The organism is Nocardia nova NBRC 15556 (genome assembly GCF_001613005.1).
Classification (GTDB): Bacteria; Actinomycetota; Actinomycetes; order Mycobacteriales; family Mycobacteriaceae; genus Nocardia; species Nocardia nova.
The window spans coordinates 1-26332 of record NZ_BDBN01000098.1 but is presented as its reverse complement, the minus strand read 5'-3'; the positions used below and the strand labels follow the sequence as shown (position 1 = coordinate 26332).

Here is a 26332-nt window from a genome sequence, read left to right as displayed (position 1 = left end):
GAGCACGCGCTAAATTTGCGGTGTGTCCGATAAAGCCACTTCGTACGAAGGGAGAGCGGATGCGCAAGCTCACCTACTTCGTGGCCTCGACCATCGACGGGTATATCGCCACCTCGGACGGATCGGTCGACTTCTTCCCGGTCGGCGGTGACCACGGCCCCGCCATCACCGCGCAGTATCCGGAGACGTTACCGACCAAGATCCGGGAATCGCTCGGGATCGACAGTCCGGGCGAAAGTTTCGACACCGTGATCATGGGTCGCAAGACCCACGATTTCGGGGTGCGGACCGGCACGTCGAGCCCGTATTCACATCTGCGGCAGTTCGTCGTGTCGACCACCCTGCCCGGCGATCCGGATCCGGACGTCGAGCTGATCTCCTCCGACCCGCTGGGGCGCGTGCGCGGGCTCAAGCAGGAGAAGGGCTCGGGTATCTGGTTGTGCGGCGGCGGTGAACTGGCACAGGCGCTGCTGCCGGAGATCGACCAGATCTTCCTCAAGTTGTATCCGATCGTGCTGGGGCACGGCCGGCCGCTGTTCGGCGCGGGACCGCGGCTGCCCGAGCCGGCGCTGTTCCGGGTGCTCACCGGCCGGGTGTTCGAGGACGGAGTGTCGTTCATCAAATACAGCCGGTTGCCCTAGTGGGCGGCCAGGTTCCGGATCCGGTGGCCGCGCTGCGCGAGATCGCGTTCTGGATGGAACGCGATCGCGCGCAGACCCATCGCGTCAAGGCCTACCGGCGGGCGGCCGATGTGGTGGCCGAGCTGTCGGAGGCCGATTTCGATCGTTACCGCGAATCCGGTGCCTGGCAGGAACTTTCGGGCATCGGCCCGAAGACCGCGGCGGTGATCGAACAGGCGTGCGCCGGCGCCGTACCGCAGCGACTGACCGAATTGCGTTCCGCCGCAAAGCCGATCGCACCCGCCGGTGGCGAGGTCCGCGCGTTGCTGCGGGGCGATCTGCACACCCACTCCGACTGGTCCGACGGCGGCAGCCCGATCGAGGAGATGATGCGCACCGCGCAGGCGCTGGGCCACCAATACTGTGCGCTGACCGATCATTCGCCGCGGTTGAAAGTCGCCAACGGACTCTCCGCGGAGCGGTTGCGCCGCCAGCTGGACGTGGTCGCCGAACTCAACGAGCGGCTCGCGCCGTTTCGCATTCTCACCGGTATCGAAGTCGACATCCTCGACGACGGCACCCTCGACCAGCAGGCCGAGCTGCTCGCTCGCCTGGATGTCGTTGTGGCCAGCGTGCATTCGAACCTGCGCGCCGACTCGGCGACCATGACCAAACGCATGGTGTACGCGGTGGCGAATCCGAACGTCGACATCCTCGGCCACTGCACCGGGCGATTGGTCGCCGGTAATCGCGGCATCCGGCCGGAATCGTCGTTCGACGCCGAACTCGTCTTCGAGGCTTGCCGCCGTTACGGGACGGCCGTGGAAATCAACAGCCGTCCCGAACGGCTCGATCCACCGAGCCGGCTGTTGCGCCTGGCCGTGGAGATGGGCTGCTACTTCAGCATCGATACCGATGCGCACGCCCCCGGCCAGCTGGATTGGCAGGGCTACGGCTGTGAACGCGCCGCGGCGAACGAGGTCCCGGCCGATCGCATCATCAACAGCCTGCCGTTGGATGAACTCCTGGCGTTCACCGCGCGGTGACCCCTCGCGGCGAACCGGGCCCGCTCAGAGGATCGCGAATGCGACGACCATGCCGATCGCCAGATGCGCGGCGGCCACCAGCAGCGACTGAATCTGGTAGCTGGACGATTTCAGCAGATCGCCGATGTGCAGGCCGACCAGCCATTCGAGCAGCCGGATGGAGACCACCTGCGCGATGATGCCCACCAGCCCGTAGATGCCGGTGGCGATCAGGCCCTCGACGAGCCGGCCGCCGGAGGAGTAGATCGCCAGCACCACGATCAACGCCATACTCACCATGCCCGCGGAGGCGATGACGACCGCGTTCGGATTACCGGCGGCGACCATCTTGCGCAGCGGTCCGGGCGTGGAACTGTCGATGGCCTGGAATCCGATCAGCATCAGGGCCAGACCCAGCACCGCGTACAGCGCGATCGCGCCGACGCCGTGCCCGACGGAGCTCCAATACCCTGATTCGAGCGCGAGGGTGGACGACACAGATTCCTCCGGTGATGTTGATCGAGTCGCTGAATGCTACTTGGTCGGAATGCGATGCGGAACGAAGGTGGAGCCGTCGTCGGTGATCAGGCCGGGGGATTCGCGGATGCCGAGACCGGCCGAGGTGTCGCCGACGATCCAGGCGCCCAGGACCGGCCGCAGGCCGTCGAAATCCGGTAGCGGATCGAGAAGTTGGTAGACGAACCCCTCCTCGCCGTACACGCCGCCGGTCGAGGTCTCCATCCCGGCGCCGACGATGGTCATATTGGCGCCCTCGCGGCCCAGCTTCGGTTTGCGGATGTACTCGGTGAGCTCGTGCGGGTCGTCGAGATAGGCCGGCAGCAGATTCGGATGCCCGGGATACATCTCCCACAGCACCGCCAGCAGCGCCTTGTTGGACAGCAGCGTCTTCCAGAGGGGTTCGACCCAGGCGGTCTCGGGGATGGAGTCCACCACGCGCTTGCCGAAATCGTCGTCGAGCGCCCACTCCCACGGATACAGCTTGAAGATCGAACCGATCGGCGCCTCGGCCAGATCGACGAAACGCTCCAGCTCGGTATCGAATCCGATCTCCTCGATCGGCAGCGCGATGGTGTCGAAACCGGCCTCGGCGGCGGTCTCCTGCATATACGCGGTGGTCACGTTGTCCTCGCCGGAGGCGTCGGCCGAGGACCAGGTGAAGTGCAGCTGATTGGTGGGCAGCTGGTCGAGCAGCTCGCCCCAGCGCTCGACCAGGCGCTCGTGCAGCGAATTCCACTGGTCGTCGTCGGGGTAGACGTCGGTGAGCCAGTGCCACTGCACGATGGCCGCTTCCAGCAGCGAGGTCGGCGTATCGGCGTTGTACTCCAGCAGTTTCGCCGGACCGCGGCCGTCGTAGCGCAGATCGAAACGCCCGTAGACGTAGGGGTCGCTGCGATGCCACGACTTCTTGATCGGCTCCCAACTCCATTCGGGCAGGCCGAAATCGGCGAAGCGCTCGGTGAGCACGATCTGCTCGACCGCGTGCAGGCACATCGAGTGCAGCACCTCGACCTGGGCCTCGAGCGCGAGGATCTCGTCGAGATCGAATTCGTAGTGCACCGATTCGTCCCAGTACGGGCGCGACTGTCCGTTCGCGTCGCGGCCGGGCGAGCCGAATACCAGCCCTTGATCGGCGATGATCTTCTGCCAGCCGGTACGTTGCCGGTTGCGCATCCGACGCATCTAGGAGCCTCCACTGGTGGAACCGGATTTACTGCCGAGACCGCCTCGTACGACGGTCCCGCTCTTGGTGCTCACGGTGGCCTTCTTCGGCGCGACCGTGCTGCCGCCGACGGGCGCGCGCCCGACGGTGTTGTTGCCGCCGTAGTAGTAGCGGTACTGGTGGCCGTTGTAGAGGAAGATGCCCGGTCCCAGGCCGCCACCGCCGTAATAGCCGCCGGTACTCGCGTAGGACTGGGCGCGCACACAGTCGTCGTCGGGTACGACCTGCTGTTGCCCGTTGTCGTCGGTGATGCAGTAGGCGGTCACGTTCGCGGGCCGGTGTGCGGCCTGGTAGGCGAGATATCCGGTACCCACCACCGCGGCGATGCCGGCCACCGCCATGCCGCCGATGAGCAGCCGTTTGCGCTTGCGCCGCTTGGTTTCCGCGGCCTCCGCCGCGGCCCGTTCCGCCTCTTCGGCGCGTTTGCGGGCCTTGTCGCGCGCCCGCGCCTCGGCCACCGTCGGCGGACGGGGCTGGGTGACGCCGGCCTCCTGCCGCTGCATACTTCCGCGCAGGCGCCGGGGTCTGTCGGATTCGCCTGCGGCACCGGAATTTTCACCCTCGGGATCGGCCGGCCCACCGGCATCGGCGCCGAAAGCGTTGTCCGACAGCGGGTTCGGCGCACCGGGGGTAGCCGGGCCGGGAATCGTCGAGGCCGGGTCGGGGAAGCCGGGCAGGATGGGCGTGCCGGGGAGAGTCGGCGCGGTCCGCGGATTCGGGAGGGTGGGGTCCGGTTCGCCCAGGCGTCTCGTCGGTTCCGCCTCGGATGCGCCGGTTTCGCGCTCGCCTTCGGGCCGCGCGCCGAAACGCACCGTCGGATCCGAGGCGCCGATTCCCTTCGACTCGCCGGATTCCGTGCCGCCCCCGGTGCTGTCTTCTCCCGCGGACGGGGTGTCGCGGGGGTCGTGCGAATCCCGATCCCCGGGTCCGCCGCCCGGCTCATGTGTTGCCAACGATCGACTCCTGTATCCCCGCCGCTACCGTTCCTCGAAGCCTGTGATTCCGCCGAGGGCGGCGCCCCAGTTTTCCACAACCAGGTCGACTCGACCAGGCGTGTCACCCGACCGCAACAATGCCAGCAAACGCTCGCACGCCGGTCGCGGACCCTCGGCCACCACGTGCACGCGCCCGTCCCGGGTGTTGCGGGCGTGGCCCACCAAACCGAGCTCCAGCGCCCGCGCTCGCGTCCACCAGCGGAACCCGACGCCCTGAACCAGGCCGTGCACCCAGGCGCTGAGCCGGACGGGGTCGGGGCTCACGAGTCGATCTTGTCGATCTGGAACGTCAGATTCACCGTGGTGCCCGCCTTCAGCGTCCGTCCCACCGTGCACACCTTGTCGATGGCGCGCTGCACGGTGACCAGCAGGCGCTGGCGCCCGGCCTCGTCGAGTTCGGACAGGTCCAGTTCGACGATCTCGTTCAGTTCCGGATACACCTCGTTCTCGCGGTCGGCGTCGCCGGAGACGCGGATCGTGGTGTCGTAGGTCTCGCCCAGCCGGTTGGACAGCGGGAAGTCCGAACTCATCCCGGTGCAGGCGGCCAGCGCGATCTTCAGCAGCTCGCCCGGGGTGAAGACGCCCTCGACGCCGTCGGAGCCGATGAGTACCTCGGCTCCGCGCGAGCTGCGCCCGGTGTAGCGGCGGGTGCCGGTCCGCTCCACCCACAATTCGGTCACCGGCTTCGGCGCCTTGGCCTGCGGGGCGGCCGCGACGGTCGCGGGCTGCGCAGCGGCGGCGGTGGGTGCGGCGGAGTTGGCGGTCTGTTCGGACATACCGTCGATCCTGCCATCGTGCCCGGCGTATCCGCACCGCACACCGGCTTTCACCACGGCGTGTGGAGGCCGTTGTGTCGGATATCACCGGTTCTGCCGGGCGTGGCCGGGCTCGGATCAGGCTTGGAATCGGTACCCCATACCGGCCTCGGTGAGCAGATGTTTCGGCTGGGAAGGGTCGTCTTCGAGCTTGCGCCGCAGCTGCGCCAGATACACCCGGAGATAGTGGGTTTCGGTCGCATACGTCGGGCCCCACACCTCGCGCAGCAGTTCCCGGCGGCCCACCAGTTTGCCCTGATTGCGCACCAGCATTTCCAGCACACCCCATTCGGTGGGCGTGAGGTGGACATCGCGGCCGCCGCGGATGACCTTCTTCGCCGCGAGATCGACGGTGAACGAGGACGTTTCCACGATCGGCGCCGACTCCTCGGCCGTCGAGGCGGAACGCCGCACCGCCGCCCGCAGGCGGGCCAGCAGTTCGTCCATGCCGAACGGTTTGGTGACGTAGTCGTCTGCGCCGGTGTCGAGGGCCTGCACCTTGTCCGAGGAATCGGTGCGGGCGGACAGCACGATCACCGGCATCGAACTCCAGCCGCGAATTCCGGCCAGTACCTCGACACCGTCGATATCGGGCAGGCCGAGATCCAGCACAACCACGTCGGGGTGTTTCTCCGCGGCCGCCCGCAGGGCCGCAGCGCCGGTGGCGGCGGTGATCACCTCGTAGCCACGCACCGACAGATTGATCCGCAGCGCGCGCAGGATCTGCGGTTCGTCGTCGACGACCAGCACGCGGGTCGCGGCCGGCGGTCGTTCGGCCGATGTCACGACGCCTCCTGTGTCTTGCGGGACACCCGCACCCGGTCGGCGGCGCGAGCGGGCTGCGCAGTGTTGCTCACGACGCCTCCTGTGTCTTGCGGGACACCCGCACCCGGTCGGCGGCGCGAGCGGGCTGCGCAGTGTTGCTCACGACGCCTCCTGTGTCTCTCCTGCCGGCAACTCGATCACCATGGTCAGCCCACCTCCCGGCGTCGGTTCGGCGTGTACGGTCCCGCCCATCGCCTCGACGAATCCGCGGACCACCGACAGGCCCAGGCCCACACCGGTCGAATTGTCGCGGTCGCCCAATCGCTGGAACGGCTCGAACATCTGGTCCTCGAGTCCGGTCGGAACGCCCGGACCGTAGTCGACCACTGTGATGGATACCCGGCCGCCGTCGCGTTCGGCGCCAACCCGCACCGGTGTGTCGGGGACCGTCGTTCCGGCCGGCGCCGAGTAGCGCAGCGCGTTGTCGATCAAATTGGCCAGCACCCGTTCCAGCAGGCCGCTGTCGGCATAGACCGACACCTCGCCGACTTCGACCTTCACCCGGTCCATCGCCGCCTGCCGCACACCGCGGGTCCCCATCCCGACGCCGACGACCGCGCGGTTGACCACCTCCTCCAGGTAGACCTGTTTGAGGTTGGGTTCCACGGCGCCGGCCGCGAGCCGCGAGGAGTCGAGCAGATTGCCGACGAGCGCGGTGAGCTGATCGGTGGATTCCTCGATGGTTTCCAGTAATTCGGCGGTATCTGCGGGGGAGAACTGCACGTCCTCGCTGCGCAGACTCGATACCGCCGCCTTGGCCGCGGCCAGCGGCGTGCGCAGGTCGTGGCTGACCGCCGACAGCAGTGCGCGGCGCAGCCGGTCGGCCGCCATCACACCGGCGGCCGCCTGGGCCTGGTCGGCGAGTTCACGCTGGCGCACGAGCCCGGCCGCCTGCCCGGCCACCGCGGCGAGCACCCGGCGGTCCCCGGGTGTCAGCGCGCGCCCGCTGAGCAGCAGCCAGTGTTCCTCGTCGCCGGCTCCGATCGCGGTATCGGCGGCGCCGGGGGTGCGCGCCGGATCGTCACCGACGCAGGCGATCACCTCGGCGTCGCTGACGAAACTCACCGCCCGCTGACGGTAGATCTCGCGGGCGCGCTCGAGCAGATCGGGCAGGTCGGCGCCGTGCAGGATCGCGCCGGCGAACAGGGTCAGCAACTCGGCTTCGCGCGAGGCCGTGCGTGCCTCGCGGGTGCGATTGGCCGAGATGTCGACCAGCGCCGCGACCGCCACGGCAACCCCTGCCATCACGACGATGGTGAGGAAATTGTTGGGTTCGGCGATGGTGAGGCTGTGGCGTGGGGTGGTGAAGAACCAATTCAGCAGCAACCCGCCCAGCACCGCCGACAGCGCGGCCGGCGCGACACCGCCCAGCAACGCGACCGCGATCACGCCGATGAAGTACATCGCGCTCTCACCGGCCAGATCCAGTCGCGAATCCAGCCACAGATAGCAGACCAGGGTGATCAGGGTGGGCACGACCAGCGCGGCCAGCCACGACACGGTCGGTCGCTGCCGCCGCAGCAGGGCCGACCAGCGCAGCCCTCGTTGCGCTTCCTCGTGGGTGACCATGTGGACGTCGATGGTTCCCGAGCGCTGTACCACGGTCGCGCCGATGCCCTGGTCGAGAATCCGCGCCCACCGCGAGCGCCGTGAGGTGCCCACCACCAGCTGGGTGGCGTTGACCTGCCGGGCGAAATCCAGCAGGGCGTTCGGCACGTTCTCGCCGGTCACCGTGTGCAGGCTGGAACCGAGCCCGGCGGCGAGCTCACGCAACCGGTGCAGCCGTTGCGCCGACACCCCGGCCAGCCCGTCGCCGCGCACGACGTGCACGACGATCAGCTCGGCACTGGATTTGGTGGCGATGCGGCTCGCGCGGCGCACGATCGTCTCCGATTCCGGCCCGCCGGTCACCGCGACGACCACGCGTTCGCGCGCCTCCCAGGTCGCGGTGATCTTGTGGTCGGCACGGTATTTGGCCAGCGCCGCGTCGACCTGATCGGCCAGCCACAACAGGGCCAGTTCGCGCAGCGCGGTGAGGTTGCCGGGCCGGAAGTAGTTGCGCAGCGCCGCGTCGACCTTGTCGGCGGTATAGACGTTGCCGTGGGAAAGCCTGCGCCGCAATGCCTCCGGGGTGATGTCGACCAGTTCGACCTGGTCGGCGCCGCGTACCACCCAATCCGGGACGGTTTCGCGTTGCACCACGCCGGTGATCTGCTCGACGACGTCGTTGAGGCTGTCCAGATGCTGGACGTTGACCGTGGAGATGACATCGATACCGGCGTCGAGCAGTTCGTGGACGTCCTGCCAGCGCTTCTCGTTCTTCGATCCCGGCACGTTCGTATGCGCGAGTTCGTCCACCAGGGCCACGGCCGGCGCCCGCCGCAGCACCGCGTCGAGATCCAGCTCGGGCAGGGTCGTGCCGCGGTAGGTGCGCATCGCCGGCGGTATCCGTTCGATGCCCTCGAGCAGTTCCGCGGTCTTGCTGCGGCCGTGGGTCTCCACCACCGCGGCGACCACGTCGCGGCCACGGCTTATCCGCCGATGCGCCTCGCCGAGCATCGCGTAGGTCTTTCCCACGCCGGGCGCGGCCCCGAGGTAGATGCGTAGTTGTCCGCGCTTCACAGGTCCATCATCGCGCGATTCGGACGACGTGGACGGCGCGAAACCCGGTCGACCCGGGTGGTTCGCCCGCCGGCAACGCGCAGACCCAGCGCGCAGCTGACGAAGACGATGATCACCATCGCCGCGACCGCGAAATCCGGCACTGTCTTCTCCTCACGACCCCGATGATTGCCGATGTGCCGGTCGACTGGGCGAACCGGACAACACACTGTGCACCTGCGCGGGCGATCGTTCGCCGATCTTGACGCTTTCTTGACGAGGCCGGTGCTGACTTTGACGGCGCGTTCGCGGACGCTGGAGGGACGTAAGCACCTCGTCAAAGCCGTCGTCCGCGCCGCTAAGAAGCCGTCAAGGCCGTCGAGAACGGACCGTTCGAGACGCTTGACTCTCTGGCGGCGCATCCGCTCCGGATGCCGTCAACAGAGAGGTTTGCACTTATGTCTGTCGCGGTGTTCACCGTCGTGACCGTGGCGATCTTCGCCCTGCTCGGCCTGCTCCAACGGGGGGTGGAACGGCTGTGATCGAGAACATCGTCGGTCTGATCCTGGCGCTCGGCGTCGCCGTCTACATGATCGCGGCGCTGCTGTTCCCGGAAAGGTTCTAGGTGAGCACAACCACTGCCGGGGTCGTCTTCGTGGCGACCCTGATCATCGCGCTCGCGGCGGTCCACCTCCCGCTCGGCGACTACATGTACCGGGTGTATTCGGGCACGAAACAGTCGCGTGCCGAACGCCTCCTCTATCGCGCCATCGGGGTCCAGCCCGGAGTGGAGCAGACCTGGGGCGTCTACGCCCGCAGCGTGCTGGCCTTCTCCGCGGTGAGCGTTCTGGCGCTGTTCTTCCTGCAGCTGATTCAGGGCCACCTGCCGTTGCATCTGCACGAGCCCGGGACCGAGATGACCGCGGCGCTGGCGTGGAATACCGCGATCAGCTTCGTCACCAACACCAACTGGCAGAACTACGCCGGTGAGTCGACGCAGGGACATCTGGTCCAGATGGCGGGCCTGGCCGTGCAGAACTTCGTCTCGGCCGCGGTCGGGATGGCGGTCGCGGTCGCGCTGGTGCGCGGGTTCGCTCGCCGCCACACCGGCGACCTCGGCAACTTCTGGGTCGACCTCGTGCGCGGCACCCTCCGGATCCTGCTGCCCATCGCGTTCGTATTCGCGATCGTGCTCGTCGCCGGTGGCGCGATCCAGAACTTCCACCTGCACGATCAGGTCGCGCAGACGATCACCGGTGCGACGCAGACGATTCCGGGCGGGCCGGTCGCCTCGCAGGAAAGCATCAAGGAGCTGGGCACCAACGGTGGCGGCTTCTTCAACGTCAACTCCGCGCACCCGTTCGAAAACCCGACGGCCTGGACCAACTGGGTCGAGATCTTCCTGATCCTGCTGATCGCCTTCTCGCTGCCGCGGACCTTCGGCCGCATGGTGGGCAGCACCAAGCAGGGTTTTGCGATCGCGTCGGTGATGGGCATGCTCGCGCTGATCAGCGTGACGCTGACCAACCTCCTGCAGTTGCGCCATCACGGCACCGTGCCGACCGCGGTCGGCTCGGCGCTCGAGGGCGTCGAAACACGGTTCGGCGTAGCCGATTCCGCGACCTTCGCCGCGTCCACGACGCTGACTTCCACCGGTGCCGTCGACTCCGCCCACGATTCCTACACCAGCCTCGGCGGCATGATGACCATGGTGAACATGCAGCTGGGCGAGGTCGCGCCCGGCGGTGTCGGATCGGGTCTGTACGGGATGCTGATCCTGGCGGTGATCACCGTATTCGTCGCCGGGCTGATGGTCGGGCGCACACCGGAATATCTCGGCAAGAAGATCACCCCGCGCGAAATCAAGTTCGCCGCATCGTATTTCCTGATCACTCCGCTGATCGCGCTGGTGGGTACCGCGATCGCGATGGCGTTGCCGGGCGAGCGCGCGGCCATGGCGAACTCCGGTCCACACGGCCTGTCGGAGGTGCTCTACGCCTTCACCTCGGCCGCCAACAACAACGGCTCGGCCTTCGCCGGGCTCAGCGGCAACACCGTCTGGTGGAATACCGCCCTCGGCCTGGCGATGGTGTTCGGCCGGTTCGTTCCCATCATCCTGGTGCTCGCGCTGGCCGGATCGCTGGCCGCCCAGGGCCATACGCCCGAATCGATCGGCACGTTGCCGACGCACCGGCCGCAGTTCGTCGGCATGGTGGCCGGCGTGACGCTGATCCTGGTCGCCCTGACCTTCCTGCCCATGCTGGCGCTCGGGCCGCTCGCCGAAGGAATCCACTGACATGACCGCTCCGACAACCGATTCCGTGGCCACCCCGCGCGGTGCCGAGCCTTCCTCGCGCCGGAAGTCCCGGGGCATGTTCGATCCGGCGCTGCTGGCGCGGTCGCTGCCCGAGGCCCTGCGCAAACTGGATCCGCGCACGCTGTGGCGCAATCCGGTGATGCTGATCGTGGAGATCGGCGCCCTGTGGTCCACGATCCTCGCCGTCGCCCATCCCACGGTCTTCGCGTGGGCGATCGTGATCTGGCTGTGGCTGACGGTGATCTTCGCCAACCTGGCCGAGGCCGTCGCCGAGGGCCGCGGTAAGGCCCAGGCCGATACGCTGCGAAAAGCCAAGACCGACACCGTCGCCCGGCGGCTGGTGAACTGGCATCCGGGCGCCGAGGCGCCGGCCGAGGAGCGGGTTCCCGCACCCGAACTGCGGCGCGGCGACTGTGTCGTGGTCGAGGCCGGGCAGGTGGTGCCGGGTGACGGCGACGTCGTCGAGGGCATCGCCTCGGTCGACGAATCGGCGATCACCGGGGAATCCGCGCCGGTGATCCGCGAATCCGGCGGCGACCGGTCCGCGGTCACCGGCGGCACCACCGTGCTCTCGGACCGTATCGTCGTCGAGATCACCCAGGAGCCGGGCGGCAGTTTCATCGACAAGATGATCGCGCTGGTCGAGGGCGCCAGGCGGCAGAAGACACCCAACGAGATCGCGCTGAACATCCTGCTGGCCGCGCTGACGATCATCTTCGTGTTTGCGGTCGTGACGTTGCAGCCGCCGGCGATCTTCTCCAAGGTGAACAATCCGGGGGTCGGCGACAGCGCGGCGCTGAACGCGCACGGCATCACCGGCATCGTCATGGTGTCGCTGCTGGTCTGCCTGATTCCCACCACGATCGGCGCATTGCTGTCGGCGATCGGCATCGCGGGCATGGACCGCCTCGTTCAGCGCAATGTGCTGGCGATGTCGGGTCGCGCGGTCGAGGCCGCCGGCGATGTGAACACGCTGCTGCTCGACAAGACCGGCACCATCACCCTCGGCAACCGGCAGGCGTCGAGCTTCGTCGCCATGCCGGGCGTCACCGAGGACGAGATGGCCGACGCCGCACAGCTTTCCAGCCTTGCCGACGAAACACCCGAGGGCCGCTCGATCGTGGTGTTCGCGAAATCCGCATACGGCAAACGCGAACGCACCCCTGGTGAGCTCGCGGGCGCGAACTGGGTGGAGTTCACCGCCCAGACCCGGATGTCGGGGGTGGATCTGCGGGACGGGCATCGGTTGCGCAAGGGCGCCGCGAGTGCGGTCACGGAATGGGTTCGGGTCCATGGTGGTTCGGTGCCGGAGGACGTCGGGCGGACCGTGGACGGCATCTCCGCCTCCGGCGGCACACCGCTGGTGGTCGGCGAATTGCTCGACGGGAAAGCCCGGCTGCTGGGTGTGGTCCATCTGAAGGATGTGGTGAAACAGGGCATGCGGGAGCGCTTCGACGAGATGCGCCGCATGGGGATTCGCACCGTGATGATCACCGGCGACAACCCGCTGACCGCCAAGGCGATCGCAGACGAGGCCGGAGTCGACGACTTCCTGGCCGAGGCCACTCCCGAGGACAAGCTGGCGCTGATCAAGAACGAACAGGCCGGCGGGCGCCTGGTCGCCATGACCGGCGACGGCACCAACGACGCTCCGGCGCTGGCGCAGGCCGATGTCGGCGTCGCGATGAACACCGGAACGTCGGCGGCCAAGGAAGCCGGCAACATGGTCGATCTGGATTCGGATCCGACCAAGTTGATCGAGATCGTCGAGATCGGCAAACAGTTGCTGATCACCCGGGGCGCGCTGACGACCTTCTCCATCGCCAACGACATCGCGAAGTACTTCGCGATCATTCCCGCACTGTTCGTGGCGTTGTTCCCCGGTCTGGACGTGCTCAACGTGATGCGGTTGCACAGTCCGCAGTCGGCGATCCTGTCCGCGGTGATCTTCAACGCGATCGTCATCGTGGCGCTGATCCCGCTGGCTCTGCGCGGCGTCGACTATCGCCCCTCGAGTGCGTCGAAACTGCTCAGCCGCAATCTCGCCATCTATGGGGCGGGCGGCATCGTCGCCCCGTTCATCGGCATCAAACTCATCGACCTTGTCGTCCGATTCCTGCCTGGGATGTCCTGATATGCCTTCGTTCTCGATGCGATACACCACCTGGTTCCGTCAGCATCTGGCCGCCGTGCGGGCACTGCTCGTGCTGACGGTGATCACCGGAATCGCCTATCCGCTGGCCGTTTTCGCGGTCGCGCAGCTGCCGGGCCTGCACAACCGGGCCGAGGGTTCGCTCGTCCACCGTGACGGGAAGCTGGTGGGCAGCAGCCTCATCGGTCAGGCGTTCACCGACGGCAACGGCACGGCGCTGCCGCAGTACTTCCAGACCCGCCCCTCGAATTCCGCCCCGGCCGACGGCAGCCGCCCCGACGGCTACGACCCCACCAACACCGGCTTCGGCAACAAAGGTCCCGAGGACGTCGTCGACACTCTGGCCGCCGACCCGTCGCAGACGAAGACCGGTTTGCTGACCACGGTCTGCACGCGCAGCAAACAGGTCGGCGAGCGCGAGGGCGTCTCCGGGGCGCGACCGTTCTGCACACCCGGCGGGGTCGGTGCGGTGCTGGCGGTCTTCGGCCCCCGCGACATCCACGGGCAGGTCACCGCCCCCACGAAGGTCGTCAGCGTGAACGAGGCGTGCCCGGCGACGCCGTTCCAGGACGCCTACCGCGGGGTCCGGGTGGACTGTGCCCAGCCCGGAACGGACTATTCGGCCGGGCTGATCGTCCCCGTCCGCGGTGACGCGCCGGCCGATACCCCGGTGCCCTCCGACGCGGTCACCGCGTCGGGGTCCGGACTGGATCCGCACATCTCACCGCGCTACGCGCAGATCCAGAGCGCGCGGGTGGCGGCCGCCCGGGGTGTCACGGCCGAACAGGTCGCCGCTGTGGTGGCGGCACATACCGACGGTCGGGACCTGGGCGTCCTGGGAGAGCCCAGGGTCGACGTCCTCGGCCTGAATCTCGCGCTGGACCAGCGCTACCCGGTGCGGCGCTGAGGCTCGGCGCCCGCGAACACGACGTGCCGTGGCGATCGGTGCCGGTGGCGATCAGGAGTGCAGCGCGCTGCCGGCCACCCACTGATCCCACGGCACGATCCAGTCGCCGTTGTTCCACGACGGCAGCGGCGGGCCGCTGGTGTTGCGAACCTCGACCACATCACCCGGAACCGCGAAGTTGTAGAACCAGCGAGCGTTGTCCAGGTTCAGGTTCAGACAGCCGTGCGAGGTGTCGGTATTGCCCTGCGCCCAGACCGTGGAGTCGAGCTGGTGCAGGTAGATCCCGTCGCCACTGATCTGGGTGGCCCAGCCGATCGCCTCCTTGTAACCCAGGCGCGAGTTCACCGGCAGGCCGTAGCTGGAGGAATCCATGATCACCGGATTGCCCTTGCCCATCACGGTGTAGATGCCCGCGGGGGTGTTGAAGTAGATCGTCTTGCCGCCGACCTGCTCGCTGCCGCCGCGTCCCATCGAGGTGGGCATGGTGCGGATCAGTTTGCCGTTCTCGAACACCTGCACTTCGTGGGTGTTGTCGTCGGCGATGGAGACGTGCGAGTCGCCGATGGTGAAGCTGGTCTTGGAGTCCTCCTGGCCGAACAGGCCGGGACCCAGCTGCGCGCCGAAGATGTTCGCCGCGACGGTGACCTTGGTGCCGGGCTGCCAGTACTGCTGCGGGCGCCAGTGCGCGTTCTTGTCGTCGAGCCAGTACCACGAACCCTGGACCTGCGGTTCGGTCGTGACCGAGAGCCGCTTCTCGGCCGCCGCGCGGTCACCGACCGCCTCGTCGAAGTGGGCGACGATGACCGTGCCCACACCGTAGGTTCCGCCCTCGGCCAGCGGCTGTCCGCCGGTGGTGGTCAGATACGCCTTGACCTGGTTGCTGGGAGTGAGCGTGGTGAACGACGACGTCATCGGACCGCTGGGTCCGGTGACGGTGATGCCCTTGGCGGTCATGGTGTAGTTGTGCCCGTAACCGAGCGGAACCTTCGGTTTCCACGCGGTCCGCTCCGGATTGAGCGTGCCGTCGACCTGTTTGCCTTCTTCGTTGGTCAACGTCACATCCGTGAGGATGCCGTCGGTTGCGCTCACCTCGATGGTGCCGAGCGGATCGACGTCGGCACTCCCCGTGGCCGGGACCATCGCAATGGCCGGCGCGGCGGGCCCCGGGGTGCCCCGCGTCGGATTCGACGCGGGATCCGGGGATGACGAGCACGCGGCCATCAGCGTTGTCACCAGGGCGATAACCCCGAGCGCAACACTGAATCGGCAGCGGCGAGTGGACATGGTGTCTCCTGCGTTAGCCGTGCGCCTGGGCAAGCCCCCGCAGCGCACCAATCGCCTTACTGTCTCGGTACGTAGTTTACGGGGCTTTTTCAGGTGCTTGCACCTCGGTGGTGTTGCCCCGTGTTTACGCATCGTCGCGCCGGGTACTCCAGTTACTGTTGTGTGCCCAGTGGGCGCTCAGTGACCGATCGACCGGCGTGCCCGGCGTCGTGTGGTCCGCCACCGATGTCTGTTAGGGATGTGTGGTTATGAGAGAACGGTGCGAGACCACAGGCTGCGCGGCCGCTCGCACTGCTGAGGAACGGACGGGTCGGGGAACCACGCTCCGATGACGCGCAGCTGGACGAGGTGTGACGATGAGTGCAAATTTGATGATCGTAGAGGACGACGACCGGGTCCGCAGTGCGCTGCGGCTGGCCATGGAGGACGAGGGCTACGACGTCGCCGAGGCCGAGGAGGCCGAGGATGCGCTCGAACATCTGCGTGACAACGGCGCACCGGATGTGATGATCGTGGATCTGATGCTGGGGGAGATGGACGGATTCACCTGTATTCGTGAGATTCGTCGCGATCACGACGTGCCGATCATCGTGGTCAGCGCGCGTGACGACACTCACGACGTGGTGGCCGCCTTGGAGGCCGGCGCCGACGACTTCGTCACCAAGCCGTTCGAGATCAAGGAGATCACCGCGCGGATGCGGGCGCTGCGCCGCCGCGCCCAGCAAACCGTGGAGCCGCCGGCCCCGCAGGAGGTCGTGCTCGACGCCTATCCCGAAGCGCCGCTGGTGCTTTCGGCCGACGGCGGCACTGTGCACCGCGGCGACGAGGAGTTGCACCTCACCCTCACCGAATTCCGGCTGCTGTGCGAACTGGCCGAGACTCCCGGGCGGGTGCTGTCGCGCAGCGTCCTGCTCGAAAGGGTCTGGGACCGTGGGTTCTTCGGTGACGAGCGGATCGTGGACGTGCACGTCCGGCGGCTGCGGACCAAGATCGAGCGCGACCCGTCGGAGCCGGCGATCGTGGTAACCGTGCGCGGGCTCGGCTACCGCCTCGATGTGCAGCGCTAGATTTCCGCGCCTGCCCCGCCGCCAGATTCTGCGCGGTCGCGTGATCGTCGCTTTCACCGTCACGGGCCTGGTCTCGGCCTTGCTGGCGGTGTTGATCGCGAGGATCGACGGCGGCGGATGGGGCACCGCACTGGCCTGCGCGCTCGGCGGCACCGTGATCGGCGCGATCTTCGGAATCTGGCTGTCGCACCGTTTGCTGGAACCGTTACGCCAGGTCACCGGCACCGCGGCCAAGATCGCCTCCGGTGAGCTCGGCACCCGGTTGCCCGATACCGACGATCCCGATCTCGCCCCGACCGTGGACGCGTTCAACACCATGGTCGACTCGCTGCAGAACCGCATCGATCGCGAGCGCCGGCTGGTCGGTGACGTGAGCCACGAGCTCCGCACCCCGCTGACCACGCTCACCACCAGCGTCGGAGTGATGTCGCGCTACGAGGATCAACTGCCGGAACGGTCGCGGCGGGCGCTGGAGCTGGTCCGCGCCGAACTCGACCATCTGCGCAGACTGCTCGACGATCTGCTGGCGCTGGCCCGGGCCGAGGCGCGGATGCACGGCGCCGACGCCGAACCGCTGTCGGTGCGCGAACTGCTCACCCACACCCTCGCGGAAATGCATTATTCACCGGAACTGCTGACCGTCGCCGACGACGGAATCGTGACCGGGCGAAAGCTCGAACTCGAGCGTGCCCTGGTGAATTTGCTCGAGAATGCGCAGCGGCACGGTGGCGGAGTGATCGCGGTGGGCGTCGCGCGCGCCGGCGACGAAATGGTGATCACGGTCGACGACGCCGGTCCGGGAGTCGCCCCGCAGGATCGGCAACGCATCTTCGAAAGATTCGTGACCGTCCGCCGCGGGAAACGGTCGGGCACCGGCATCGGATTGGCTTTGGTGGCCGAAACGGTGGCCGCCCACGGCGGCCGCGTGAAATGTGACGACCGTCCCGGCGGCGGGGCGCGATTCATGGTGTGGTTGCCCACCGTGACGAAATTCACCGATCATACTTCTGTAACACAACCGTAAAGTAGTCGCACGATAGACCTCAACGTTCGCGGGCAATTCTGAAGAGGTGATGCAGACCCGAACGCGGAGTATGTCATTCAGTTCTCCGGCAACCGACGAGCGGAACGGCCGTCGGAACGTTTCGACCCAGACGCTGATTCGTCGGCCGCGGGTGGACGACGGAGCGCGGATGTGGCGAATCGCAGTGGATTCCCAAGTGCTCGACGCCAATTCGAGTTACGCGTATCTGCTCTGGAGTCGTGACTTCGCCTCGACCACCGTCGTGGCCGAAATCGACTCGGAGATAGCAGGATTCGTCACCGGATATCTGCGCCCGGAATCGCCGGACACACTGTTCATCTGGCAGGTAGCCGTCGATCACGCCTTCCGCGGCCGCGGAGTGGGCGTAGCAATGCTGGATCGGCTCGTCGAAGACGTTGCCGACCAAGGTGTTTCGAAGTTGGAGACAACCGTTTCGCCGGACAACGAAGCCTCGCTGGCAATGTTCGCGTCACTGGCCCGGCGCCGTGACGCGGAAATGACGCGGGAGACGTTGTTCGAGCCAGAAGATTTTCCGGACGGGCACGAATCGGAGGACCTGTACCGGATCGCGCCACTGCAGAGTGACGCAAAACGATAGGAAGGATCATCGATGACCACCGCTGAGATGACCGTTTTCGAATCGCTCGAATCGAATGTCCGTGGATATTGCCGTTCCTGGCCCACGCTGTTCGACACCGCCTCCGGCGCTTGGCTGCGCGACGGTAGCGGACGTGATTACCTCGATTTCTTCGCGGGCGCCGGAGCGCTCAACTACGGGCACAACAATCCCGTTCTCAAAGAAGCATTGATCGATTACATCGCCCGTGACGGAATTACGCACGGACTCGATATGTCGACCGTCGCGAAGCGTGAATTGCTGGAGACGATCAACAAGGTTCTGCTGGATCCGCGCGGCCTCGATTACAAGGTCCAGTTCCCCGGCCCCACCGGTGCGAACGCGGTGGAATCGGCGCTGAAACTGGCCCGCAAGGTGACCGGCCGCACGTCGATTCTGAATTTCACCAACGCATTCCACGGCATGACCCTCGGTGCGCTCTCGGTGACCGGTAACGCGACCAAGCGCGCGGGCGCCGGAGTACCGTTGAATCACGTGAATCCGATGCCCTACGACGGGTATCTGGACGGCACCGACGATCTGGCATGGATGGAGCGGGTCCTCGATGACAATTCCTCCGGTGTGGACAAGCCCGCGGCGGTGATCGTGGAAACCGTGCAGGGTGAGGGCGGCGTGAACGTCGCTCGGGCGCAGTGGCTTCGGCACCTGTCGGAGCTGTGCGCCGCGCGCGGAATTCTGCTCATCGTCGACGACGTGCAGATGGGCTGCGGCCGGACCGGCCCGTTCTTCTCCTTCGAGATCGCCGGCATCACCCCGGACATCGTCACGCTGTCGAAGTCGATCGGCGGCTACGGCCTGCCGCTGGCGCTGGTGCTGATGAAGCGCGAGCTGGACCAGTGGGCGCCCGGTGAGCACAACGGCACCTTCCGCGGCAACAACCCGGCGTTCGTGACCGCCCGCGTGGCGCTCGAGCACTACTGGACCGACGACCGTCTCGAGGCCTCCACCGCCGCCAAGGGCGAGAAGATCCGAAAGTCGTTCGAGGCGCTCTCGGAGAACTTCGAGGGTGTCTCGACCCGCGGACGCGGGCTGGTGCAGGGACTGGTGTTCGACGACGCCTCGGAGGCGGGCAAGGTCAGCAGCATCGCCTTCGAGGAGGGCCTGCTGGTGGAGACCTCCGGCGCCGAAGACCAGGTGGTCAAGCTGCTGCCGCCGCTGACCATTACCGACGACGAACTCGACCATGGCCTGGGCATCCTGGACCGGGCGGTCGACATGGCCCGAGGAGGCAACTGACCATGATCGTGCGTACCACTGCCGAGATCACCGGAACCGACCGCGACGTCGCGGCCGAGGACTGGCGCAGCAAGCGGATCATCCTCGGCGGCGACGGGGTGGGTTTCTCCTTCCACGAGACGACGATTCAGCCGAACACCGTGCACGAGTTCCACTACCAGAACCACGTCGAAGCGGTGTGGCTGGTGGAGGGCGAGGGCACGCTCACGGATCTGACCAACGACGTCACCTACGACCTGGCGCCGGGAACGATGTACCTGCTCAACGGGCACGAGCGGCATCGGGTCGAGACCCGCACGCTGATGCGGATGCTGTGTGTGTTCAATCCGCCGGTCACGGGCAAGGAAGTTCACGACGAGAACGGTGTCTACCCGTTGGTGGCCGTAGGCGAGTAGTGATGTAGTGAGGAGGACGACGCCGCGATGACGTTGGCGGAGAGTCGAATCGACCGCTATCGGACCAGAACGGCCGTAGCGGTACCGCCGGTGGAGCGCACCGACCCCACGGTGTGGGGCACGGTGACCTCGCCGGAGCTGCAGAATTTCGATGCCGATGGGTACGCGATCCTCGACGAATTGCTGACCCCGATGGAGGTGGCCGATATCGCCGCCGACATCGATCGGCTGGCCGCCGATCCGGTGTTGCGTGCCGACGAGCGGGTGATCATCGAGAAGAAGTCGAACAGCGTCCGCTCGATCTTCGAGGTGCACAAGATCAGCGCCGTGGTAGCGGAGCTGGTGCGTGACGAGCGGATCGTCGGGATGGCTCGCCAGATTCTCGGTTCCGAGGTCTACATCCATCAGAGCCGGGTCAACTACATGCCCGGATTCGAGGGTGCCGGTTTCTACTGGCATTCGGATTTCGAGACCTGGCACGCCGAGGACGGGATGCCCTCACCGCGTGCGGTGAGCCTGTCGATCGCGCTGACCGACAACTACCCGTTCAACGGCAGCCTGATGCTGCTGCCGGGCTCGCACCGGCAGTTCATGCCGTGTCAGGGTGAGACTCCTGACGAGCACTACCGGGAATCGTTGCGCGAGCAGCAGATCGGGGTGCCCGCGCAGGAGGATCTGGCCCAACTGGCCGACAAGTACGGCATCGCGCAGTTCACCGGCGCACGAGGTTCGGCGCTGCTGTTCGATTCCAACATCATGCACGGCTCCTCGAACAACATCACCCCGTTCCCGCGGTCGAACGTCTTCCTGGTGTTCAACAGCGTGGAGAACACCCTCGAAGAACCGTATTCGGCCGGGCATCCGCGGCCGACCTACATCGCCTCGCGCGATTTCACCCCCGTGCGCTGAGCGGGGGTGACCCGATCACGTCGGGACCGATGATTGGCACGGGTTCGCTCCCGACGGTGGCGGGGCGAGCCCGGCATCCCCGGCGCGTTTTCGGCCGGAATCCGATTCGGATTCCGGCCGAAAACATGTCCGGGGCGCGGCGGTATGGGCCGCGCCCCGAAGATCGTGCGCGCCGCTCAGGCCCGCGTCAGCGCGGCGTAGCGGGCGATGTGCTGGTCCGCGGAACCCCATTCGGTGCGAATCGCGGTGAGCCGCTTGAAGAAATGCCCGATCGCGAGTTCCTCGGTCATGCCCATCGCGCCGTGCAGTTGCACCGCGTGCTGGCCGATGAAGCCGGCGGCGCGGGCGACGGTGGCCTTGGCCGCGGCGGCGGCCCGGGCGCGGACCTTCGGTTCGGCGTCGAGTTTCAGCGTCACCAGATAGGTGGCGGCCACGGCCTGTTCCAGCTCCAGATGCATATCGACCATGCGGTGTTGCAGCACCTGGAAACTGGCGATCGGCACGCCGAACTGGCGGCGCTGCTTGCTGTATTCGACGGTGTCGGCGAGTACCCGCCGCATGCCGCCCACGGCCTCTGCGCAGATGGCGGCGATCGCCTCGTCGATCGAGCGCTCGATCGACGCGTCGGCCGTTCCCTCGTCGCCCAGCAGCGCATCGGCGGGAACCCGGACGGCGTCGAGAACCAGATCGGCCGCGCGGCGTTCGTCGATCGTGCGATACGGATGCTGCGTCAGACCGGCCGCATCGGCCGGCACCAGGAACAGCGACAGCCCCGCCGCGTCGGAGGTGCGTGCCGTCACCAGCAGGTGGGTCGCCAGCGGCGCAGTGGTCACCACCGCCTTGGCGCCGTCGAGGACCCAGTCGTCGCCGTCGCGGCGAGCGGTCGTGGCGACGCGCGCGGGGTCGTAGCCGGAGTCGGCTTCCAGGGCGGCGAAGGCCGTGATCACGGAACCGTCGACGATGCCGCGCAACAGTTCCTCGGCCCGGGCGCCACCCGCGCGGCGCAGCAGTCCGCCGCCCAGGACGGCGGTGTCGACATAGGGTTCGACGACCAGGGCGCCGCCGAGCGCCTCGGCGATGATCATGGTCTCGATGGGGCCGCCGTCGAATCCGCCCACGCTCTCGGGCAGGGCGGCGCCCAGGATGCCGACCTCCTCGGCGAAGCCGCGCCAGATCTCGGGCTGGTGACCGGCGCCGACCCGTGCCGCGGCCCGGCTTTTCTCCAGATCGTAACGGGCGGCGAGAAATTCGGTGACCGTGTCACGGAGCAGTTGCTGTTCGGCAGTGAATTCGAAGTCCATCTCTCACAGTCCCAGGGTTGCCTTGGCGATGATGTTGCGCTGAATCTCGTTGCTGCCCGCGTAGATCGAGCCCGCGCGGTCGTTGAAGTACCGCAGCGGCGCGACGGCCTGCCACGGTTCGCCGCTGAGATATCCGTCGGCGGGAGCGACGAAGTCGGCGACCGGACCGCCCGGCATGGCAGCGTGCGGCTGATAGGCACGCCCGCGCGGACCGGCGGCCTCGAGGGCCAATTCGGTGAGCCGCTGGCTCAGTTCGGTGCCCAGGATCTTGATCGTGGAGGCGGCCGGGCCCGGATCCTTACCCCGCGAAATCGCCGACATCGTGCGGTATTCCAGGATCTCCAGCACGTCGGCGCGGATGCGCGCGTCGGCCAGTTTCGCCGCGAAGGCCGGTTCGTCGAGCAGACTGCCGCCGGCGAAGCCGAGCTGTCCGGCGGCGTGCTCGGCCAGCGATTCGGCCAGCACCTGCAGCGCGGGACCGTAGGCCGAACCGCCGCGCTCGAAGTTCAGCAGGTGTTTGGCGACCGTCCAGCCCTCGTCGATGCGGCCGATGACGTTGGTCTTCGACACCCGCACCTGATCGAAGAACACCTGGTTCTGGACCTGTTCGCCCGAGGTCATGACCAGCGGCCGGATCTCGATGCCGGGGGTGTCCATCGGGATCAGCACGAAGGTGATGCCCTGCTGTTTGCGTTCCAGTTTCGAGGTGCGGACCAGGGCGAAGATCCAGTTCGCCTCGGTGGCGTGCGTGGTCCAGATCTTGGAACCGGTGCACACCAGATCGTCACCGTCGGACACCGCGGCCATGGTCAGCGAGGCCAGATCGGAACCGGCCTCGGGCTCGGAATAGCCCTGGCAGAAGAACACTTCGCCGGTGAGGATGCGCGGCAGGAAGTAGTCCTTCTGTTCGGGGGTGCCGAAGGCGATGATCGCGTGCGCGACCATCCGGATGCCCATGGGCGAGAGTGCGGGCGCGCCCGCGAGGGTGGATTCACGATCGAAGATGTAGTGCTGCGTCATGCTCCAGTCACAGCCGCCGTGGGCGACCGGCCAGGCCGGCGCGGCCCAGCCACGGGCGTGCAGGATGTGCTGCCACTGCATGCTGGCCTCGTGATCCGGGTACACGCTGGTGGCGAGCTGACCGGCGCGACGTAGTTCCGGGGTCAAATTCTCGTCCAGGAAGCGCCGCACCTCGTCGCGAAACGCCAGATCGGTGGGCGACCAGTCCAGATTCACGAAGAACTCCTTGTGCGATAAACGGGCCTCTACCTTCTCATTTACTTCGGGTCGAGCGCAAATGGTCGTTAACTTATTGCGATTGCGGGCGGTGTGCCGGGGCGGTGGCGGGCTGGTGGGCGACGGCGTGTCGGAACGCGAAACCCGTGCCGGGACTTGCGATCTTGCGCATGGTGTGAGGAAAGATGTGGGTCCATGTACGCATCTCGAGTACTTCGTCTGTTCGTGCGCGCCGTTCCGGCCGTGCTCGTCACGCTGATCGCCGCGGCCACCTTCGCGGTCGCCGGTGGCGTCGCCTCCGCTCAGCCGCTGCCGGGCGTGCCCGCGCTGCCCGGCGCCGTCACCCGACTGGTGATCGCCCCCGGCCAGAACAGCACCGGCGGCAGCGGCACCGTGGCCGAGGGCAAGTTGGACAACTACTCCATCGCGTCCGCGCAGGGGCAGAAGCTGATCTTCGACGTCACCTCGAACAACGGCAACGCCCGGGTGACCGTCGGCCCGCTGGTCGGCCCGATGGCCGCCACCGAGGTTCCGCACGCCGAGATCGTCGCCGACGGCCTCGACTACCAGATCACCGTCACCTCCGCCGACGGCTCGCCCAGCGACTACACGCTGACCGTCACCGCCGCCTGATTCCGGCCCCGATTCGACGGATGCCGGGCGAACACGTTCGCCCGGCATCCGTCCGGCAACGAGGCCTGACCGGGTAGCCTGACCGACTGTGCACCTGAAGAGTCTGACGCTGAAGGGATTCAAATCCTTCGCGTCCGCGACGACGCTGCGGCTCGAGCCCGGCATCACCTGTGTGGTGGGGCCGAACGGGTCCGGTAAATCGAACGTCGTCGACGCGCTGACCTGGGTGATGGGGGAGCAGGGCGCCAAGGCGCTGCGGGGCGGCAAGATGCAGGACGTCATCTTCGCCGGGACCGCCGGACGGGCGCCGCTGGGCCGCGCCGAAGTCACGCTGACCATCGACAATTCCGACGGCGCACTGCCCATCGACTACTCCGAGGTCTCGATCACCCGCCGGATGTTCCGCGACGGCGCCGGTGAATACGAGATCAACGGCAACTCCTGCCGGCTGATGGATGTCCAGGAACTGCTCTCGGACTCCGGCATCGGCCGGGAAATGCACGTCATCGTCGGCCAGGGCCAGCTGTCGGCGATTCTGGAATCGCGCCCCGAGGACCGCCGCGCCTTCATCGAAGAGGCCGCGGGCGTGCTCAAGCACCGCAAGCGCAAAGAGAAGGCGGTGCGCAAACTCGATGCGATGCAGGCCAACCTGGCTCGTCTGACCGACCTCACCACCGAACTGCGCCGTCAGCTCAAACCGCTGGGCCGCCAGGCCGAGGTGGCCCGGCGCGCGGCCACCGTCCAGGCCGAATTGCGCGATGCCCGGCTACGACTGGCCGCCGACGATCTGGTGGCGCGCCGGCGTGAACTGGAAAGTCAGCAGAGCAAGGAAGCCTTCGCCCGCGAACAGCAGATCAACGTGCAGGCGGAACTGGATGCCGCCAATGCCGCGCTGGCGCAGCAGGAATTCCAGCTCTCGCGGCTCACTCCCGGCGCCGAGGCGGCCGCGCAGACCTGGTTCCAGCTCTCGGCGCTGGTGGAGCGGGTCAACGCGACCATCCGGATCGCCCGGGACCGGGCTCGCAACCTCACCATCGAACAGCCCACCGGGACCGGCCGCGATCCGGAACAGCTCGAGGCCGAGGCGGATCGGGTGCAGGCCGAGGAGGCCGAACTGCTCGAGGCGGTCGAGGTGGCCACGGCGACCCTGGAGGCCGCTCGCGATCAGTTGCTCGATCGTGAGCAGGCCGCCAAGGCCGCCGAACAGGCCCACCTGGCCGCGGTGCGCGCCATCGCCGATCGGCGTGAGGGCCTGGCTCGTCTTGCCGGTCAGGTGGATACGCTGCGCCACCGCGCCCAATCGGCCGACGGCGATATCGCCCGGCTGTCGGAGTCGCTGGCCGCCGCCCGGCAGCGCGGGGATGCCGCCGAGGCCGAATTCGAGGCCGTGCAAACCGAATTGAGCGAACTCGACGCCGGTGAGGAAGGGCTCGACGCCGCCTACGAACACGCCGCCCAGGCGCTGGAACTGGCCGATGCGCGGGTTACCGAACTGCGCGAACGCGACCGCGAGGCCGGGAAGAAGGTCGCCTCGCTGACCGCCCGCATCGAGGCGCTGACCATGGGCCTGGCCCGCAAGGACGGCGGCGCCTGGCTGCTGGACAACCGCGCCGACGGTTTGCAGGGCCGGCTGTCGGCGATGGTGCGGGTGCACAGCGGATTCGAGGCCGCCGTGGCCGCCGCGCTCGGGCCGCTGGCCGACGCTATCGCCGCCGACGCGCACCCCACCGCGCAGGCGGCGGTGCGGGCGCTGAAGGAGGCCGACGGTGGCCGCGCGGCCGTTGTCTACGGCGGTGCGGCGCAACCCGGTGGCGAGATCGGTGATCTACCCGCGGGAGTGCGCCCGCTCGTCGAGGTGGTCGATTGTCCCGACCGGCTGCGGGGTGCGGTCGCGGCCCTCACCGTCGGCACCGTGGTCGTCGACGATCTGGCGCAGGCGGTCGAAGTCCTCTCCGCCCGGCCGGAATTGCGGGTGGTGACCCGCGACGGGGATCTGAGCGGTTCGGGCTGGGTGCTCGGCGGCTCGGACCGCGCGCCGAGCCAGATCGAGGTGCAGGCCGAGATCGATGCCGCCGCGGCCGAACTGGTGTCGTGGCAGCGGCAGGCCGAGGAGGTCGAGGCCGCGCTGTCGGGTGCGCTGGCCGAGCAGAGCGATCGCAAACAGGCCGTCGACCAGGCGTTGCTGGCCTTGCACGAATCCGATCAGGCGTTGGTCGCGATCTACGACCGGCTGGGTCGCCTCGGCGCGACGGCGCGCAGCGCCCAGTCCGAATACGAGCGGCTGCTGACCCAGCGCGCCGAGGCCGAAACCGCGCGCGACCAGAATCTGACGGCCCTGGCCGAACTCGAGGGCCGGCTGCGTCATGCCGAATCCGAACAGTCCGATCTGGATTCCGATGCCGACGCGGGCACCGACACCGCCGGGCAGGAGCGTGAACAGGCCGCCGCGGCGCTGGCCGAGGCCCGTGCCATGGAGGTGGAGGCCCGGCTGTCGGTGCGCACCGCCGAGGAGCGCGCGGAATCGGTACGGGGCAAAGCGGATTCGCTGCGTCGTGCGGCCCGCGCCGAACGCGAGACCCGCGCCCGGGCCG

25 protein-coding genes are annotated in these 26332 nt (G+C 67.6%); 14 read left to right on the top strand and 11 right to left on the bottom strand.

What is annotated here, in order from left to right; translation table 11 throughout:
• Positions 1-59 precede the first annotated feature (59 nt).
• A complete protein-coding gene (locus NN2_RS30215) occupies positions 60-641 on the top strand; it encodes a dihydrofolate reductase family protein (RefSeq protein WP_030513027.1) in 582 nt (193 codons plus the stop codon).
• Positions 641-1666: a PHP domain-containing protein gene (locus tag NN2_RS30210; RefSeq protein ID WP_082857386.1), complete on the top strand. Its 1026-nt coding sequence runs from the start codon at positions 641-643 to the stop codon at positions 1664-1666. Before NN2_RS30215 ends, NN2_RS30210 begins: the two co-directional genes overlap by 1 nt.
• A 24-nt stretch (positions 1667-1690) precedes the next feature.
• On the opposite strand, the gene NN2_RS30205 is transcribed toward NN2_RS30210, so the two are convergent.
• The 8 genes from NN2_RS30205 to NN2_RS37500 form a co-directional block, all read right to left on the bottom strand.
• On the bottom strand, positions 1691-2143 hold the full coding sequence (locus NN2_RS30205; RefSeq protein WP_063018046.1) for a DUF350 domain-containing protein: 453 nt from the start codon (positions 2141-2143) through the stop codon (positions 1691-1693).
• Between the two features lie 36 nt (positions 2144-2179).
• On the bottom strand, positions 2180-3346 hold the full coding sequence (locus tag NN2_RS30200; protein ID WP_063018044.1) for a glutathionylspermidine synthase family protein: 1167 nt from the start codon (positions 3344-3346) through the stop codon (positions 2180-2182).
• On the bottom strand, positions 3347-4339 hold the full coding sequence (locus NN2_RS38800; RefSeq protein WP_245658918.1) for a hypothetical protein: 993 nt from the start codon (positions 4337-4339) through the stop codon (positions 3347-3349).
• A gap of 24 nt (positions 4340-4363) precedes the next feature.
• The gene (locus NN2_RS30190) at positions 4364-4645 is read right to left on the bottom strand and encodes an acylphosphatase (RefSeq protein WP_030513032.1); all 282 of its coding nucleotides are present in this window, start codon (positions 4643-4645) and stop codon (positions 4364-4366) included.
• Entirely contained in the window at positions 4642-5157 is a 516-nt protein-coding gene (locus NN2_RS30185) for an OsmC family protein (protein WP_081879222.1), read from the bottom strand. Before NN2_RS30185 ends, NN2_RS30190 begins: the two co-directional genes overlap by 4 nt.
• Positions 5158-5274: 117 nt before the next feature.
• On the bottom strand, positions 5275-5982 hold the full coding sequence (locus NN2_RS30180; protein WP_063018042.1) for a response regulator: 708 nt from the start codon (positions 5980-5982) through the stop codon (positions 5275-5277).
• 138 nt (positions 5983-6120) lie between these two features.
• Positions 6121-8643, bottom strand: a complete 2523-nt coding sequence (locus tag NN2_RS30175; RefSeq protein ID WP_063018040.1) for a DUF4118 domain-containing protein — start codon at positions 8641-8643, stop codon at positions 6121-6123.
• A complete protein-coding gene (locus NN2_RS37500) occupies positions 8640-8786 on the bottom strand; it encodes a hypothetical protein (protein ID WP_156511513.1) in 147 nt (48 codons plus the stop codon). Before NN2_RS37500 ends, NN2_RS30175 begins: the two co-directional genes overlap by 4 nt.
• A gap of 374 nt (positions 8787-9160) precedes the next feature.
• Between NN2_RS37500 and kdpF the strand changes: the two genes are divergently transcribed.
• Genes kdpF through NN2_RS30155 form a run of 4 tightly spaced genes read left to right on the top strand, consistent with a single transcriptional unit; the run spans position 9161 to position 13998 of the window.
• Positions 9161-9247 carry a K(+)-transporting ATPase subunit F gene (gene kdpF / locus NN2_RS38795; protein ID WP_104363013.1) on the top strand — a complete coding sequence of 29 codons (87 nt, stop codon included), beginning with the start codon at positions 9161-9163 and terminating at the stop codon, positions 9245-9247.
• Positions 9248-10918, top strand: a complete 1671-nt coding sequence (gene kdpA / locus NN2_RS30165) for a potassium-transporting ATPase subunit KdpA (protein WP_063018038.1) — start codon at positions 9248-9250, stop codon at positions 10916-10918.
• Position 10919: 1 nt separating this feature from the next.
• Positions 10920-13073 (top strand): potassium-transporting ATPase subunit KdpB, encoded by a 2154-nt coding sequence (gene kdpB, locus NN2_RS30160; protein ID WP_063018036.1) that lies wholly within the window; start codon positions 10920-10922, stop codon positions 13071-13073.
• A 16-nt stretch (positions 13074-13089) separates the two neighbouring features.
• On the top strand, positions 13090-13998 hold the full coding sequence (locus NN2_RS30155; RefSeq protein WP_063018062.1) for a potassium-transporting ATPase subunit C: 909 nt from the start codon (positions 13090-13092) through the stop codon (positions 13996-13998).
• A gap of 51 nt (positions 13999-14049) precedes the next feature.
• On the opposite strand, the gene NN2_RS30150 is transcribed toward NN2_RS30155, so the two are convergent.
• Positions 14050-15282 carry a L,D-transpeptidase gene (locus tag NN2_RS30150; protein ID WP_030513040.1) on the bottom strand — a complete coding sequence of 411 codons (1233 nt, stop codon included), beginning with the start codon at positions 15280-15282 and terminating at the stop codon, positions 14050-14052.
• A 356-nt stretch (positions 15283-15638) separates the two neighbouring features.
• Between NN2_RS30150 and NN2_RS30145 the strand changes: the two genes are divergently transcribed.
• From NN2_RS30145 to thpD, 6 genes are all read left to right on the top strand, one after another.
• Complete coding sequence (locus tag NN2_RS30145) at positions 15639-16349, top strand: response regulator transcription factor (RefSeq protein WP_030513041.1); 711 nt, start codon at positions 15639-15641, stop codon at positions 16347-16349.
• Positions 16336-17373: a sensor histidine kinase gene (locus NN2_RS30140; RefSeq protein WP_063018034.1), complete on the top strand. Its 1038-nt coding sequence runs from the start codon at positions 16336-16338 to the stop codon at positions 17371-17373. The genes NN2_RS30145 and NN2_RS30140 overlap by 14 nt, the downstream gene beginning before the upstream one ends.
• A 169-nt stretch (positions 17374-17542) precedes the next feature.
• Positions 17543-17992 carry a diaminobutyrate acetyltransferase gene (gene ectA / locus NN2_RS30135; protein ID WP_228794116.1) on the top strand — a complete coding sequence of 150 codons (450 nt, stop codon included), beginning with the start codon at positions 17543-17545 and terminating at the stop codon, positions 17990-17992.
• A 12-nt stretch (positions 17993-18004) separates the two neighbouring features.
• Positions 18005-19267, top strand: a complete 1263-nt coding sequence (gene ectB, locus NN2_RS30130) for a diaminobutyrate--2-oxoglutarate transaminase (protein ID WP_030513044.1) — start codon at positions 18005-18007, stop codon at positions 19265-19267.
• A 2-nt stretch (positions 19268-19269) separates the two neighbouring features.
• Positions 19270-19662 carry an ectoine synthase gene (locus NN2_RS30125; RefSeq protein WP_030513045.1) on the top strand — a complete coding sequence of 131 codons (393 nt, stop codon included), beginning with the start codon at positions 19270-19272 and terminating at the stop codon, positions 19660-19662.
• A gap of 27 nt (positions 19663-19689) precedes the next feature.
• The gene (gene thpD, locus NN2_RS30120; protein ID WP_063018028.1) at positions 19690-20571 is read left to right on the top strand and encodes an ectoine hydroxylase; all 882 of its coding nucleotides are present in this window, start codon (positions 19690-19692) and stop codon (positions 20569-20571) included.
• Between the two features lie 176 nt (positions 20572-20747).
• Here the strand turns inward: thpD and NN2_RS30115 are convergent, their stop codons facing one another.
• Positions 20748-21872: an acyl-CoA dehydrogenase family protein gene (locus NN2_RS30115; protein WP_063018026.1), complete on the bottom strand. Its 1125-nt coding sequence runs from the start codon at positions 21870-21872 to the stop codon at positions 20748-20750.
• A 3-nt stretch (positions 21873-21875) separates the two neighbouring features.
• Positions 21876-23108: an acyl-CoA dehydrogenase family protein gene (locus NN2_RS30110; RefSeq protein WP_063018024.1), complete on the bottom strand. Its 1233-nt coding sequence runs from the start codon at positions 23106-23108 to the stop codon at positions 21876-21878.
• 195 nt (positions 23109-23303) lie between these two features.
• On the opposite strand from NN2_RS30110, the gene NN2_RS30105 reads away from it, so the two are divergent.
• Both NN2_RS30105 and smc read left to right on the top strand, forming a co-directional pair.
• On the top strand, positions 23304-23741 hold the full coding sequence (locus tag NN2_RS30105; RefSeq protein ID WP_146098618.1) for a hypothetical protein: 438 nt from the start codon (positions 23304-23306) through the stop codon (positions 23739-23741).
• Between the two features lie 88 nt (positions 23742-23829).
• On the top strand, positions 23830-26332 hold a 2503-nt coding region (smc, locus tag NN2_RS30100; RefSeq protein ID WP_063018022.1), incomplete at its 3' end, for a chromosome segregation protein SMC.